10 protein-coding genes and 2 riboswitches are annotated in these 14,959 nt (G+C 40.1%); of the genes, 6 read left to right on the top strand and 4 right to left on the bottom strand.

The window, feature by feature from the left end; all coding sequences use genetic code 11:
• Window positions 1-10 precede the first annotated feature (10 nt).
• Genes AC1DVK_RS03705 through argH form a run of 3 tightly spaced genes read left to right on the top strand, consistent with a single transcriptional unit; the run spans window position 11 to window position 4,308 of the window.
• Window positions 11-1,123 (top strand): ABC transporter ATP-binding protein, encoded by a 1,113-nt coding sequence (locus tag AC1DVK_RS03705; RefSeq protein ID WP_477625866.1) that lies wholly within the window; start codon window positions 11-13, stop codon window positions 1,121-1,123.
• Window positions 1,120-2,808 carry an ABC transporter permease gene (locus tag AC1DVK_RS03700; protein WP_477625865.1) on the top strand — a complete coding sequence of 563 codons (1,689 nt, stop codon included), beginning with the start codon at window positions 1,120-1,122 and terminating at the stop codon, window positions 2,806-2,808. The genes AC1DVK_RS03705 and AC1DVK_RS03700 overlap by 4 nt, the downstream gene beginning before the upstream one ends.
• A gap of 15 nt (window positions 2,809-2,823) precedes the next feature.
• Window positions 2,824-4,308 (top strand): argininosuccinate lyase, encoded by a 1,485-nt coding sequence (gene argH / locus AC1DVK_RS03695; RefSeq protein ID WP_477625864.1) that lies wholly within the window; start codon window positions 2,824-2,826, stop codon window positions 4,306-4,308.
• A gap of 10 nt (window positions 4,309-4,318) precedes the next feature.
• Here argH and AC1DVK_RS03690 read toward each other — a convergent pair whose 3' ends face one another.
• The 4 genes from AC1DVK_RS03690 to AC1DVK_RS03675 all read right to left on the bottom strand — a co-directional run bounded on the left by AC1DVK_RS03690 (window position 4,319) and on the right by AC1DVK_RS03675 (window position 8,291).
• Complete coding sequence (locus AC1DVK_RS03690) at window positions 4,319-4,498, bottom strand: hypothetical protein (protein WP_477625863.1); 180 nt, start codon at window positions 4,496-4,498, stop codon at window positions 4,319-4,321.
• A gap of 505 nt (window positions 4,499-5,003) precedes the next feature.
• Window positions 5,004-6,485 carry a sodium:solute symporter family protein gene (locus tag AC1DVK_RS03685; RefSeq protein ID WP_089362815.1) on the bottom strand — a complete coding sequence of 494 codons (1,482 nt, stop codon included), beginning with the start codon at window positions 6,483-6,485 and terminating at the stop codon, window positions 5,004-5,006.
• Entirely contained in the window at window positions 6,482-6,682 is a 201-nt protein-coding gene (locus AC1DVK_RS03680; protein ID WP_477625862.1) for a DUF3311 domain-containing protein, read from the bottom strand. The genes AC1DVK_RS03685 and AC1DVK_RS03680 overlap by 4 nt, the downstream gene beginning before the upstream one ends.
• A 268-nt stretch (window positions 6,683-6,950) precedes the next feature.
• A complete protein-coding gene (locus AC1DVK_RS03675; RefSeq protein ID WP_089362816.1) occupies window positions 6,951-8,291 on the bottom strand; it encodes an amino acid permease in 1,341 nt (446 codons plus the stop codon).
• A 199-nt stretch (window positions 8,292-8,490) separates the two neighbouring features.
• Window positions 8,491-8,569: riboswitch (glycine riboswitch) on the bottom strand.
• A gap of 551 nt (window positions 8,570-9,120) precedes the next feature.
• Between AC1DVK_RS03675 and AC1DVK_RS03670 the strand changes: the two genes are divergently transcribed.
• The 3 genes from AC1DVK_RS03670 (at window position 9,121) to AC1DVK_RS03660 (ending at window position 14,548) form a co-directional block, all read left to right on the top strand.
• Complete coding sequence (locus AC1DVK_RS03670; protein ID WP_061461662.1) at window positions 9,121-10,509, top strand: amino acid permease; 1,389 nt, start codon at window positions 9,121-9,123, stop codon at window positions 10,507-10,509.
• 632 nt (window positions 10,510-11,141) lie between these two features.
• Window positions 11,142-11,220, top strand: a riboswitch (ZMP/ZTP riboswitch).
• Between the two features lie 52 nt (window positions 11,221-11,272).
• Entirely contained in the window at window positions 11,273-12,865 is a 1,593-nt protein-coding gene (locus tag AC1DVK_RS03665; protein WP_089362817.1) for an APC family permease, read from the top strand.
• 333 nt (window positions 12,866-13,198) lie between these two features.
• Entirely contained in the window at window positions 13,199-14,548 is a 1,350-nt protein-coding gene (locus AC1DVK_RS03660) for an FAD-binding oxidoreductase (RefSeq protein WP_477625861.1), read from the top strand.
• Window positions 14,549-14,959 lie beyond the last annotated feature (411 nt).

The raw sequence follows: 14,959 nt of genomic DNA, 5'->3' as shown, positions 1-14,959 counted from the left end.
GTGTCGTTGGATGGCGTCAATAAAAATAGAGAATGTCCAAAAAGCCTTCGGGAAAACGATAGCTGTTGATCATTTAAATCTGGAAATCAAAGAAGGCGAGTTTTTTACCTTTCTTGGCCCAAGTGGCTGCGGTAAAACGACAACGCTTCGGATGATTGCCGGTTTTTATTATCCTACACAAGGCGTCGTCCGATTCGGCAACAAAGATATGACGCGTGTACCTCCGGAGAAAAGGAATACAGGCATGGTATTTCAAAACTATGCCCTCTTTCCCCACATGACTGTATTTGAAAATGTTGCATTTGGTTTGCGCGTGAGAAAAGTTTCTTCAAGCGATTTAAAGGGGAAAGTGCTGGATGCACTTCGCAAAGTCAGACTGGAGAGCTACTCGAGTCGTCAAGTGAGCCAGTTAAGCGGAGGACAGCAGCAGCGTGTTGCCCTTGCCAGGGCCCTGGTTATTGAACCAGAAATATTGCTGCTGGATGAACCATTAAGTAATCTGGATGCCAAGCTTCGTGATGAAATGAGGGTAGAAATCTTAAGGCTGCAGCGTGATTATAAGATTACCACCATTTATGTCACACATGATCAAGCTGAGGCATTGTCCATGAGTGATCGGATTGCTGTGTTCAATTTTGGTGTATGCCACCAGGTCGGGACGCCGGCAGAAATTTATAATCGGCCGGCCAATGATTTCGTGGCGAGTTTCATAGGTGAGATTAATCTATTGCCCGTTCAAGTCGAAAAAGTTCAACAAGATAATATAGTGGTAACCCTAAAAAACAGTGAACAACCGATTAAATTCAATGTACAAAATCAAGTTAGTGAAGGAATTTCTATTCTGCAGACTGATTATGACCTTGCTGTTTCGATTCGTCCTGAAGCAATCAGGATTCTGGATGTGGCCGAAGAGGGAATGAATATCTTTAAAGGCAAAATCAATTCCGTCCAATTCTTTGGATCTGTAGTAAATGTCATGGTGGATGTTCAAAACGTGTTATTAAGGGTGGATGTATTTAATACTCATGAATTTGGATACTTTTATCAAGGGAAGGAAGTATATGTCCAACTTCCTGGGAAACAGCTCCGCCTTATCCCTGTCATAAGCGGTGAAGTTCCATGATTAAAAATCGTGATACTAGACTAACGATTTGGCTCCTAATACCAGTTGTATTAGTGCTCGTGGCTTATGTTCTCTACCCATCGTCGAGAACATTTATAGAAAGTTTGCAAAAAGACGGATCGATATCCCTGGGGAATTATCAGGACTTCTTCGTACAGGAATCAAAAACGAACCTAGAGGCTCTATGGAATTCCGTTTATATATCCATATTGAGTGTATTGGTCAGTGCCTTGATTGGCATTCCACTCGCATTCATTTTTAACCGTTACGATTTTCCAGGCAGAAGCTTCTTTTCATCAGCAGCGATTTTGCCGATTGTTCTTCCATCATTGGTGGGGGTTATGGCCTTTATGTTTTTATATGGAGAATCGGGATTAATTCCAAATGCTATCAAGGATATGTTCGGTCTCGATAAAGTTCCATTTAAAATTGGCGGGGTATCAGGAATCCTGATCGTTCATGCCTATACGATGTATGTCTATTTTTATATGACCGTATCCGCTGCAATCAATAAAATTGATCCGTCCCTGGAAGAAGCTGCATATAACTTAGGCGCAAATAAATTCAAGGTTTTTTGGAAGGTGACATTTCCGTTATTGACACCTGCCATCGTTGCCGCTTCTTTACTTGTTTTCATGATATCAATGGCTTCTTTCAGTGCCCCGTTTCTATTGGCTGGCGGGTACAGGGTGTTGAGCCTGCAAATTTATTTTTCGAAAATCAATGGTGATATGGAAATTGCTGCCACTCAATCCGTCATTCTATCCATTGTTTCAATTTCATTTCTATTATTCATGCGTTGGTATCAGAATAGGAAAGATTACCGCATGGCTTCGAAAGGGATTGGGGCACACAGGAGTGAAGTGAAAAATCCATTTATGAAGTGGATGATGGTCGTAACGGGTATCATCGGCGTACTTATTCTGCTTTTACCGCACTTTACGATTCTATTGCTTTCGCTTGTGCCGGATGGAACCTGGACGTTTCAAACGTACCCGACAGTATTTAATGCGGAAAATTACCGACTTTTGTTTGAAGACCCCAATATCTTTAAACCGTTACGAAATAGTTTACTGATGGCTGTTATTGCCACACTGGCAAATTTGGTGTTTGGGGTCATCGCGTCCTATGTTCTTGTTAAACGGAAATTCGTCGGGAAAAGCTTTATTGATATCCTAGTCATGATTCCGTGGGCCTTGCCTGCAACGGTTATTGGGATGAACTTGATATTCGCATTTAATGAACCTAGCGTTTTTTCTTTCGGTCAAATATTAGTAGGAACATTTTGGATTTTGCCCCTTGCCTATTTCATCAGACATATTCCCCTTGTAGTTCGCTCAACTAACGCCGTTCTGGAACAGCTTGATGACTCAATTGAGGAAGCGGCAAGAAACTTGGGGGCAAAGTGGTTTTATACCTTCAGAAAGGTCATATTACCGATTATTTTGCCTGGTGTTTTATCAGGGACATTATTAGCCTTTATAGAGTCTGTAGGAGAATTCCCAACCTCGGTCCTGTTGTACACGATTTCAAACAGACCCATATCCATTGAAATCATGAATCAGCTTCGGATGTTCAATATGGGGCAGGCAGCTGCCTATGGGATGATTCAAATCACGCTGATAGTTATCGTTCTTTTTATTTCGAACAAGTTTTTTGGAATAAAAGCGGAAAAAGCTTTATAAATCGGAGGTTCAAAGATGAGTAAGCTTGAAGAATTTATCAAAAATGAAGGCAGTGTTTTTCCCGGAAAAACATATGCGGAAGAGCTTCTAATGCCTGTTTTTAATGATCAAAGAGATTACTTATTTCATGTTATGTTCGATATTCATCGGGCACATGTCATCATGCTTTCGGAACAAAAGATCATTAAAGAAGAAGAAGCGAAAACCATGCTGGAGGGGATTCGGAAAGTGGCTCAAACAGATCTCACTCTCCTGACCTATCAACCTCAATTCGAAGACTTATTTTTCATGATGGAGGCAAAGATTGGCGAGGAAATCGGTCACGAGCTCGCAGGAAAGATTCATATCGGCCGCAGCCGTAATGATATGGGAGTTGCGATGTATCGGCTTGTTATAAGAGGTCATCTTTTGCAATTGATCGGCTATGCAAACCAATTGAGCGAGGCATTCTTGGTGCAGGCAGAAAAACATATAGAAACCTATATTACTGGTTACACGCATACCCAACCGGCTCAGCCGACTACATTAGGCCATTACTTTTTAGCCATTTATGACGTTCTTCAAAGGGATATTGGACGGTTATGGGCAGCCTTTGAAACGGTGAACCAATCCCCCCTGGGCGCGGCTGCGTTAACAACTACTGGTTTTCCAATCAGCCGTAACCGTACCGCTGAACTGCTTGGGTTTGAGGCGGTTGTTGAAAATTCCTATGACTCGATAGGCGGGGCAGATTATTTATTGGAAACCGCAACTGCCATCATGACGTGCATGGTCAATACTGGGAGGTGGATCCAAGATTTCCTGCAGCATGTGACAAGGGAGTTTGGTACATTTCATGTGGCAGATCCTTATGTTCAAGTTAGCAGCATCATGCCGCAAAAAAGAAACCCAGTATCAATTGAACATTCCCGTTCGATTGCAAGCAGTGCGTATGGTGATGCACTTGCTGCAATGAATATGATCCACAACACACCATTTGGAGATATCGTCGATACGGAAGATGATTTACAGCCGCATTTATATCGGGCTTTTTCGAATGCAGGCCGTGTCATGAAACTAATGTATGCAGTCATATCAACATTGAAAGTAAATGAAGAACATACAAAAAAATTGGCCGCAAAATCCAGTATAACAATTACTGAATTAGCTGATACCCTATCAAGAGATTACGAGATATCATTTAGAAAAGCCCATTCCATAGCAAGTACAATTGCAAAACGGTCGATAAGTGAAGGGAAAGAGCTATATGATTGGGACACACAAGAAATCAACAAGATCATCAATGAATTCGTTGCAGTGAATTTAACTGAAGACGAATGGAAAAAAATCATCTCTCCTGAATACTTTGTGGAAATTAGAAGCATTCAAGGCGGGCCCAGCCCGAAAGAGGTTTCGAGGATGATTGTAAATAGAAAACAAAAACTGGAACAAGCGTTGCAGGAGTATAAGGAAATGGTTAAAACATTGAATGATGGAAGGAAGGCTTTAGTGGATTACTAAGTTATGAGTTTTAACGGGCATTAAATTCACGAGTATTTGCTCCAAACTCACGAGTAAAAGCATGAAACTCACGAGTATTTGCTCCAAATTCACGAGTATTTGCACCAAAATCACGAGTAAAAGCGTGAAATTCACGAGTATTTGCTCCAATCGCGAGTAAAAGCAATGCGGGATGTATTTTAAAGTTCATATTTCATAATATATAGTCATTCTTTATTAGGGTGGCTATTTATTTTGATTTTTATTGCAACTGAGATTTCCCTAATGATAGTAAATGAAGATTATTTCCAAAACGATGCTATTATTTGTAAAATACATAATATAAGGCGGAACGTTAATGTCAAATAGATCTCAGTTCGGTTTATCCTGATTTTAATAGCTTTTGTAATATCGATTACTTTTTGCTTTAATCCGGAAGCCTTATTAAAAGGTGGATATGATTTAGCTATGGATGGTCTGGTAGTAGCCAGAACCTTGATGAATTTATTAGTTAAAATAGGGGATTTGATGATAAACAAAAAAGATTGGTAGTTTATTATGAGACATTGTTTTTTGACGGCTATTTAACTTTCTATAATCACTCTTAAGAAAAAGGACATTATTACTGTATTATTCGAAGGAAGGCTCAGTCTTTTGACTGAGCCTTCCGATGTTCATTCACAGGATTTCCAAAATAATCAGCATCAATGAGTGCTTCAAATATCGTTAACGGATTTTGGTTCCAACTGAACCGCATGATTCCTGAGGGCAAGACTTACCGTTATCATCACAATGAAATTGAATGCCAAGGCGATGATTCCCACATTCAAATCTTTCGCTGCTTGTGGCAAGGATGGAAACAGGGTCCCTATTGTTGAATGACTGAGTGTAATGCAGATCACGATGGCCAATCCGGTGATGATGCCGGCGATTGCGCCATATTTATTGATTGGATTCTTTTTCTTCTTCAGACTAAATAGAAGGGACGGGAATAGCTGTGTGATGAGACTGTATCCCATGAGAATTAATGCTGACATCGTTTCGCCGCCGTTTAAGGTGAAGTAGACGGCTATAAGAGCAATGATTGGTACAAGGATTTTTGCCAATCTTACAACGTGGCGATCTGATACTGCAGGTGCAAATTCCTTATAGACGTTTTTAGCGAGCAGTGTAGCGACGCTCATCAAAAGCATGGATCCCGGCACCAATGCGGTCAGCAACCCAGCCCCGCCGATTATACCTATAAACCATGGGTCAAAGGTCTGAATCGAAAGGCGCAGCAATGAGAGGTCTGCATCTGCCCCTACGAGTCCAGGCACTTTCAATATAGCTGTAAACCCTACAAAAAATACGAATAACAGCATGAGCGTATATAAAGGGCTGATGATGGCATTTTTTCGAAATACCTTCCCGCTGCGAGCTGAATAAACCGCGCTGAAAACTTGGGGCCACATATAGAAACCAAATACAAGCAATATTACCGTGGAGATGAACCATGATATGCTAAGTCCCTGCTCGGGGAACTTTAGAAAACCAGGCTTGGCCGCATCAATTGCTTCGAACATCGGCTGAAATCCACCAAAGTAATGAATGGGCAGATAAATTCCTAAGAATCCTATAATGGCGATCATCATGATATCTTTAATGACTGCTGTCCAGACTGAGCCGTGTATACCGGAAATCATTACATAAATGGTAAGGCCGATTGCCCCCATCCATACCGCCGCAGACATTGAGATTGCACCATAAGATGCCTCTGAGACAATGATCCCCAATCCTTTCAGCTGCACGACGATCACTGGAATCATCGAGACCACACCGACAAGCGCAGCCAAAATTCCTAAACTGGGACTCTTATATTTGCTTACAAAAAAATCGGATTGGGACATCAGCTTATTTTCTTTGGCATATTTCCATATTTCAGGAAGGAGCCAATAGGATAATACGTAAGACAAAGTAATGTAAATAAGAACATATAGAGCGGGTGCGCCCTTGCCATAGGCCCAGCCGCTGCCGCCAAGGAAGGAGAAGGTCGTATAGATTTCCCCAGCCATCAGCAGGAAGACGAATATTGCACCAAAACCGCGTCCGCCCACCGTCCATTGTTCCAAGTTCATATCTTTTCCTTTTGAAGAACGAATGCCTAAAAATATCGATAGTAGTAAAAAAGCTAAAATGATTATGAGGGCAATATTCATTCCTGGTCACCTTCCCGATTCCGGGGATCCAGCTTATACATGATGCCCAAGATGGCAGAGGTAAGGACCACCCACATAGCCATCCAGAACATATTGAAAGGCATCCCTAATACATAAGGTTTTATTCTATTAACAAAAGGCAGAAATCCTAGTATGCCTATAAAAGGAACTAGAGTAAGGATATATAGAATCTTCATTAAACAAACCCCTCCGTTTTAAATAAAGTGAAACGTCCAACAATGGGGGTTTTACTTCAGTGCCACTGATGGATGGGTGAACCAAACTGGATGGAAAATTCATACATGACGGATATTCCTTCTTTGATAAGGAACCGATGATAAATATAAGCTTACACTATTTTGATATGAAATTTAATGCAGTTGCTTGATATATTTTTTAGCAACAGAGCCGCTGATAAAAGATAAAGCCTTGAATTCTTATAGAGTTCAAGGCTTTATCCTTTTACTATCTTTTTTTCTGATAGTTATATAGTATCACCAAGACCATGAACCAGATTGGCGTCATAAGCAGTGATAGCCGTGTGGCTTCAGCGAATAGCATAACGATAAGGATGAACAGGAATAATCCTAAAATGGCGTAATTGATAAAGGGTGTAAAAGGAGCCCTGAAAGTTGATTCGGCTCTTAGGTCCGGCCGTGTTTTCGAATATTTGATATGTGAGATCAAGATGATGCTCCATACCCATATGAAACAGATGGCACTGATGGTTGTCACAACGGTAAATGCCTGTTCCGGTATCAGTTTGCTTAACAATGCTCCTAGTGATACAACGATTGTTGATGTTAATAAGGCATTGCTAGGAACAGCCTGTTGATTTAATTTTTCCAGTTTAGCAGGGGCTTCTCCATTCCTGCTTAACGTATAGAGTATTCGGCTTGTTGAAAATAAACCGCTGTTGCATGCAGAAGCAGCTGATGTCAAAACGACGAAATTGATGATCCCCGCAGCGACAGGAATGCCGATTAGCGCAAAGACTTCTACAAATGGGCTGCTCGTGGCATTCAGTTGTGTCCAAGGGTTGACACAGAGAATGACGAATATGGCACCTACATAGAAAAGTAAAATCCGGACTGGGATTTTATTGATGGCAGACGGAATGTTCTTTCTCGGGTTCGCCGTTTCTGCTGCTGAAACCCCGACCAATTCGACACCTACAAAGGAGAAGACGACCAGCTGTAAAGACAACAGGAATCCGGAAATTCCATTTGGGAACATGCCTCCATGAGTCCATAGGTTCGTTAGGGAAACCGTTCCCGTATTGGTATTGAAGCCGATGGCCAAGAGAATGATTCCTACGAATATCAAGGTGATGATCGTGATTACTTTTATGATGGCAAACCAGAATTCCAATTCGCCAAATAACTTAACGGTCAATAGGTTCAATCCTAACAGAATGACAAGGCATATTAGAGCCGGTATCCATTGAGGGATATCGAACCAGTATTGTATATAGACACCGACAGCTATGATATCGGCCATTGCGGTCATGATCCAACAGAACCAATATGTCCAACCGGTCACGAAGCCAGCCCATGGGCCGACATATTCGGTTGCGAATTCAGTGAATGACGTATATCCTGCATTGGATAAGAGCAATTCGCCTAGGGCTCTCATCACAAAAAACAAGGCAATTCCAATTATTAGATAGGAGAAGATGATAGATGGACCTGCCATTTGTATGGCTTTTCCGGATCCCAAAAATAAACCGGTACCAATGGTTCCTCCTATTGCAATAAGTTGTACATGACGATTTTTTAAATCTCTTTTTAATTCCTGTTTAGCCAATTCGTACGCCCCCGTCTTTTATAGTCTTGGTAGTGAATGATTTCAAACCTGCATGGTCTTGGAGAAGGACGTGATTTTTTCACCCAGCTTGCCAATGGTTTTCACGAGTGTTGTTTTAAGTCCAATCACAAAGTGGACAATAAAAAAAGAGATTGGATATACCAATCTCTTAAAGGGTTCAGAATAACAATTTATCATTCGTTACTCTTCTGTCCTTTTGCCTGAGATTGTGAATCCTTCGGCGCTGCATCTTGTACAGTCTCTCCAGAAGCTGCTCCTGCTATAGTGTCATCCATAGCATTCATCGCTTGCTTGTATGCGGTTGTGTAAAAATGTCTGTCTGCGGTGATCTTCCACTGCTGAAGCATTCATTATACTTATAAAATAATATTGGAATTCTATCATCTATTTTTCTGAAGGTCAACAATTTTTTTTGGGAGTTAGCCAGTCTTATAAGAGGTTTATAACACATTGAAATGGTTTTAATTTTTTTAAACGTTCACTTGAAAAGACTTTGAATGGTTCAAAGCAGAAGTGATTGTTTTCTACTCTTTTTTTGTGTAATCACTATTATAAAATACTGATTCACTTTTTTAAAAAAAGGTATTTTAAGATAGGAAAAATCGCCAAGATATATTTGACAACTGTTTTTTTGAAAAATACATTTGTGTTTTTAAAGAGTATTTACTATTATAAGATAAGAAAACAAAATTAAAGTGTTATTTATATGATTACGATAAGGCATTTCTAACCACAATAATAAATAGAGTCGATTGGCGGTAAGGTTGGAAGAGCATTGCTGCTAATATTGCACCTGGGGGAGTTAATCATGTCAAACAAGGAATTAAAGAGAGGGCTGGAGGCACGTCACATTCAAATGATAGCTTTGGGCGGAACCATTGGGGTCGGGTTATTCATGGGATCGGCGAGCACGATCAAATGGACAGGGCCTTCTGTAATGCTTGCATATGCCATCGCAGGTATATTTATATTTTTCATCATGCGTTCTATGGGGGAGATGCTATATTTAGAACCGACTACGGGTTCTTTTGCATCCTTTGCTAGCAGCTATATACATCCTTTGGCAGGTTATATGACTGCTTGGAGCAATTGGTTTCAATGGGTAATCGTAGGAATGTCCGAAATCATCGCCGTTGGAATGTATATGCAGTATTGGTTCCCGGAGTTACCAGCTTGGATACCAGGTGTGGTCGCCATGATCATCTTGGGGGCAGCCAACCTCATTTCCGTAAAATCTTTCGGGGAATTTGAATTTTGGTTTGCGCTTATAAAAATAATAACGATTGTATTGATGATCGTTGCCGGCCTTGGCCTTATTTTCTTTGGAATAGGGAATGGCGGAGACGCAATTGGATTATCGAATCTTTGGGCAAATGGCGGCTTCTTTACGGGAGGCTGGACAGGATTCTTCTTTGCGCTTTCCCTTGTTGTGGCTTCCTATCAAGGCGTTGAGCTCATCGGCATCGCGGCCGGAGAAGCGAAGAATCCAACGAAGACCGTAACAAAAGCGATCCAATCAATCATATGGCGCATTTTAATTTTCTATATTGGCGCTATATTCGTCATCGTGACGGTTTATCCATGGGATAAACTAGATGACATCGGAAGTCCATTCGTTTCAACCTTTGCTAAAATCGGTATCACAGCAGCTGCAGGAATCATTAACTTTGTCGTAATCACTGCGGCAATGTCCGGATGCAACAGTGGGATCTTCAGTGCAGGGCGTATGCTTTACACACTGGCATTGAATGGCCAAGCTCCTAAAATCTTTGCAAAAGTATCTAAAAGTGGAGTGCCGGCATATTGTACGATCGCTGTACTATTAGGATTGGGTATCGGGGTTGTCCTGAATTACCTTGCACCGCCGGAATTATTCCTTTATGTGTACAGTGCGAGTGTTTTACCCGGAATGATTCCATGGTTTGTCATACTTATCAGTGAGCTTAAATTCAGAAAGGTAAATGCTGCTGAAATGGAGAAACATCCGTTCAAAATGCCGTTTGCCCCTTACAGTAATTATGCGACAATTGCCTTTTTACTGATGGTGCTGGTGGGTATGTGGATCAATCCCAGTACAAGGATTTCCTTGGTTGTCGGGATCGTTTTCCTAGCATTGGTAGTAGTAAGTTATTACATGCTGAAAATGGATAAACGAATACCATTGGATGCTAAATCCGATGATGAGATTTCCAGTTAAGAAGTCTCGTGCCATTTCGATAAAAAGATGAGTGATACGAGTTTTTCTATAATAAGGATTTTGGGAGATCATCTTGGTTAATCTACGTTCATGACTCGAGCTTTGCCGAGTGTGTTTCCCCTTAGTATAAATATAATAGACACTAATTAAAGTTGTGCATAAATTGTGGACAAAACAAAGAGAGATAAAGAGAAATCTTCATCCCTCAGGCTTTTTCCCAACTTGTGCATGACTTTTTTTGAGGAAAGAACAGTTATTGTAGAAAAAATTCTCAATAAAGCTATGGAGTATTCAAGTATTTTCTTTGGCAGAAAATGAGATTTTCCTAACTAGGCATGAATTCTATGTAAATGGTTTTGGGATATAATTTGTAAAAAATGAACGGTTCATTTTTGCACATATAGGCTATTTAAGGTTTTTAAGTATAATGTTTAAGGGAAATGATTATAGGTTTTAACATATGTTCTAAAAATCGAATGTTTGTTTTTTTGAGCCTTTATTCGCCTAATTTTTTCAAATTCAAAAGAATATTGATAGGTAATTCCGAAAAATCAATGGTAATATTTAAAAAATATAAATATTTTTTTAGTGTTGTGGAATTTAAAATAATCTTATATACTTAAAAAAACTATTTTCCTATATGTAACTGGCGCAACATGGAGTACCATGGGGGAGCATATAGAGTATAAGCCGCGCGCCTGGGCAAACACTTGATTTATAGATCAAGTGTTTTTTATTTTCCTAGGAAGAGGTGTAGGTAGAGATGAGTAATATGCATAGAAAGATGGGGACCTTTGCTTTAACTATGACAGGTATTGGTTCTATTATCGGCTCAGGTTGGTTGTTCGGAGCGTGGAAAGCTGCCCAGATTGCTGGACCAGCAGCTATTTTTTCTTGGATTATCGGTATGGTGGTAATTTTATTTATTGCATTATCTTACGCAGAGCTTGGGGCAATGTTTCCTGAAGCTGGAGGCATGGTTAAGTATCCTCAATATTCGCATGGCTCTTTTATTGGATTTTTAGCTGCGTGGGCGAACTGGATATCTATCGCTTCGACTATTACCGTTGAGGCCATTGCTTCGGTACAATATATGAGTACGTGGCCTTGGGAATGGGCCAGATGGTCTCATTCTTTAGTTGATAACAATATCTTAACGACCAAAGGATTATTCATAGCTTCTTTACTACTATTGTTCTATTTCTTCGTCAACTATTGGACAGTCAACCTTTTTGCTAAGGCAAATTCATTTATTACCATTTTTAAATTAATTGTTCCAGGTGTAATGGCAGGATCGTTATTTTTTGCTGGATTTCATGGTGAAAACTTTACAAGTTCTCAGGGTATCGCACCATATGGTTGGGCAAGCGTTTTAACAGCAGTAGCTACTTCTGGTATAGTGTTTGCGTTTAACGGATTTCAAAGTCCCGTTAATATGGCAGGTGAAGCGAAGTCACCGAATAAGTCTATACCTATTGCTGTTATTGGCTCTATTCTAATTGCAGGTTTTATATACGTTATGTTACAAGTTGTGTTCATCGGTGTAGTCGATCCGTCAATGATCGTGAACGGATGGAGTCATCTGAATTTTAATTCACCTTTTGCAGATTTGGCAATTGCTCTAAGCCTTAACTGGTTAGCGATTGTATTGTTTGTAGATGCGTTTGTTTCACCGTCTGGTTCAGGTGCCACTTATACAGCTACAACTTCGCGAATGCTTTATGGAATGCAGAAAAATGGATACTTACCGAGGATCTTTGGTACATTACATCCACTTTATGGTGTTCCGCGTGCAGCGATGTTATTAAACTTAGGTGTATGTTTTATCTTTTTATTTTTGTTCCGCGGATGGGGCGTACTTGCAGAAGTGATTTCAGTTGCCACACTTATTTCGTATATCATGGGGCCAGTTGCATTGGCAACATTAAGACGTACCGCTTCACATTTTAACCGTCCATTTCACTTAAAAGGTGCCTCTATTATTGCACCTTGCGGATTTGTTTTTGCATCGCTTACTTTATACTGGGCGCGTTGGCCATTAACAGGAGAAGTCGCTTTCATCATTGCCATTGGACTGCCTATTTACTTTTATTATCAAGCTAAAAATAAATGGAATGGATTCAAAAAACAATTTTTATCAGGTGTTTGGATGCTTCTTTACTTAGGTTGTATGATTTTGATTTCTTATATTGGAAGTGAGAAGTTCGGCGGAAAAAATATTCTTACATTTGGCTGGGATATGGTGGTCATTACATGTCTGGCACTTGGCTTCTTTTGGTGGGGAGTTAAGAGCGGGATTAAAACGGAATACATGGATGAAGCTGAAAAAATCAACAAAGAATTTATCAATAAATAACTTTTTGTGCAGACACAGAAATATGAGTATAAAGAAAACATGGTTATTTTATGACCATGTTTTTTTATTTATTTTAAAATAAGTGCTGGCGATTGTAACGGTATTTTGTTTTAAGGGTTTTTTAGTCTTTGCGATTAATTCACAAGTAAATAGTGAAATCTTGCGAGTTAAGTATGCTCTATCAAATAGAAAACAAAATATCCTACTTTTTAGTGAGGTAAAAGTATGAATTGGATTGATTTTAAATCACTTTCACCTATAGAATGTGTCTTTTCCTAAAGGTTTTCATAGTATATATAACTCTCCACATCATTTGAGAAAGGGGTTAATATTTTGGAAAGAACAAAGCTTACTGGGCGTATCGTTACACCTAATGATGCCGAATACGAGCATGCCAGGATAAATAATAACTTAAGTTCCCCCAAATTTCCAAAGGTCATTGTGTTTTGCCAAAATACCAATGATGTGTTGAATTCACTGAAGTGGGCCCGGGAAAATCATACACCTTTCCGGGTTAGGAGCGGCAGGCATAGTTATGAAAACTTTTCATTAGTGAACGGCGGTCTAATCATTGATATTAGTGAAATGTACAAGATCAAGGTCAATCGTGAAAAAATGATCGCAAAAATTGAAGCCGGAGCTGATTTAGGGCAAGTATATAATAATCTATGGAAGTATGGAACGACGATTCCGGCTGGGACCGAAAGCGGTGTAGGTCTTGTAGGTCTTACGCTTGGCGGTGGTATAGGGATGTTAACGAGGCGCTTTGGACTTACTTGTGACAATCTGGTTGAAATAGAAATGGTAAGGGCGTGTGGAAAGATGGGCGCCAAACTCATTAAAGCAAATAGGAAAATTAATAGTGATTTATTTTGGGCATGCTGCGGGGGTGGAGGAGGAAACTTTGGCATAGTCACTTCTCTTACTTTCAGGGTACACCCTGTATCAAGGGTATCGGTTTTCTCCGTCACATGGGGGTGGAAAGATTTCGAAGCGGTGTTTAATGCCTGGCAGGATTGGGCCCCTCAAGCTGATGAATGTCTTACTTCTGAAATTGAATTCAAGGCAAAGGAAGTAAACCAAATTATCGCTCAAGGTGAATTTGTTGGAACGTCACATAGGTTAAAGCAGCTTCTAAAACCTTTGACGAAAACTGGTTCACCAACAAATGTCATGATAAAGGAAGTCCCTTACATTGAAGCCGTAGGATTCTTTAATGATCCGAGTGGAAATCGGCCGGCCCATCGTAAGAGGTCAGGTTCTTTCATTGAAAAAACTTTTCCTCAGCGAGCAATCTTGACGATGAAGCATTTTCTGGAAAACGCTCCAAATGAAAATGCAGCCATTTGGCATCAATCCCTTGGAGGAGCGGCTGGCCGTGTGGAACCAAAGGAAACGGCATTTTATTATCGGGATGCTTTAATCGCCCAGGAGTATTTGGCTACATGGACTAATCCAGAAGAAGAGCGGCAAAACATTCACTGGATCAAGGAACTTAAGTACGCCTTGTCTCCGTATACTACAGGTGACTATGTGAATTGGCCGGATACCCTCATCAAAGATTGGCCAACTGCGTACTATGGAGAAAATTTCAAACGGCTTCGAGAAGTGAAAACGACCTATGATCCATACAATACGTTTAGATTCCCTCAAAGCATACCGCCATTAAAAAGGTGGGGTTGAATGGAAGCATCAAAATCATTCGATATTAAAAGGCCTATTCCTCAATATGGGTATAGGGCTCTGTTATTTAGGTTTTGTATATATTAATTGAGGTAATCCCAAAAATCATGCTTATGAAAGTAAGGTTTGCGTAAGGGGAACGGTCGCTTTTACCTGATTTAATTGATTGTTATCAATTTAGTTGAGGCATGTAGTTTCTTTCCTTATGTCATTATTGGAATTCCCTACATTAGGTTGACCCTTCTTTTCTTTTATAAGGAGAAAAAATATAACATATACATGATGGTCCATCAATTTCCCAAAAAGTGGACCGCTTGGAAAAGTCCCGAAACGTCCAAAAAAGATTGACGAACAAAGAATAGATAAGGATTCTGTGCATAACTTGTGGACAACAAATGATCAAGTGACCAT

Source organism: Peribacillus sp. P4_B1 (genome assembly GCF_056402395.1).
This window is presented reverse-complemented; position numbering and strand designations above follow the sequence as displayed.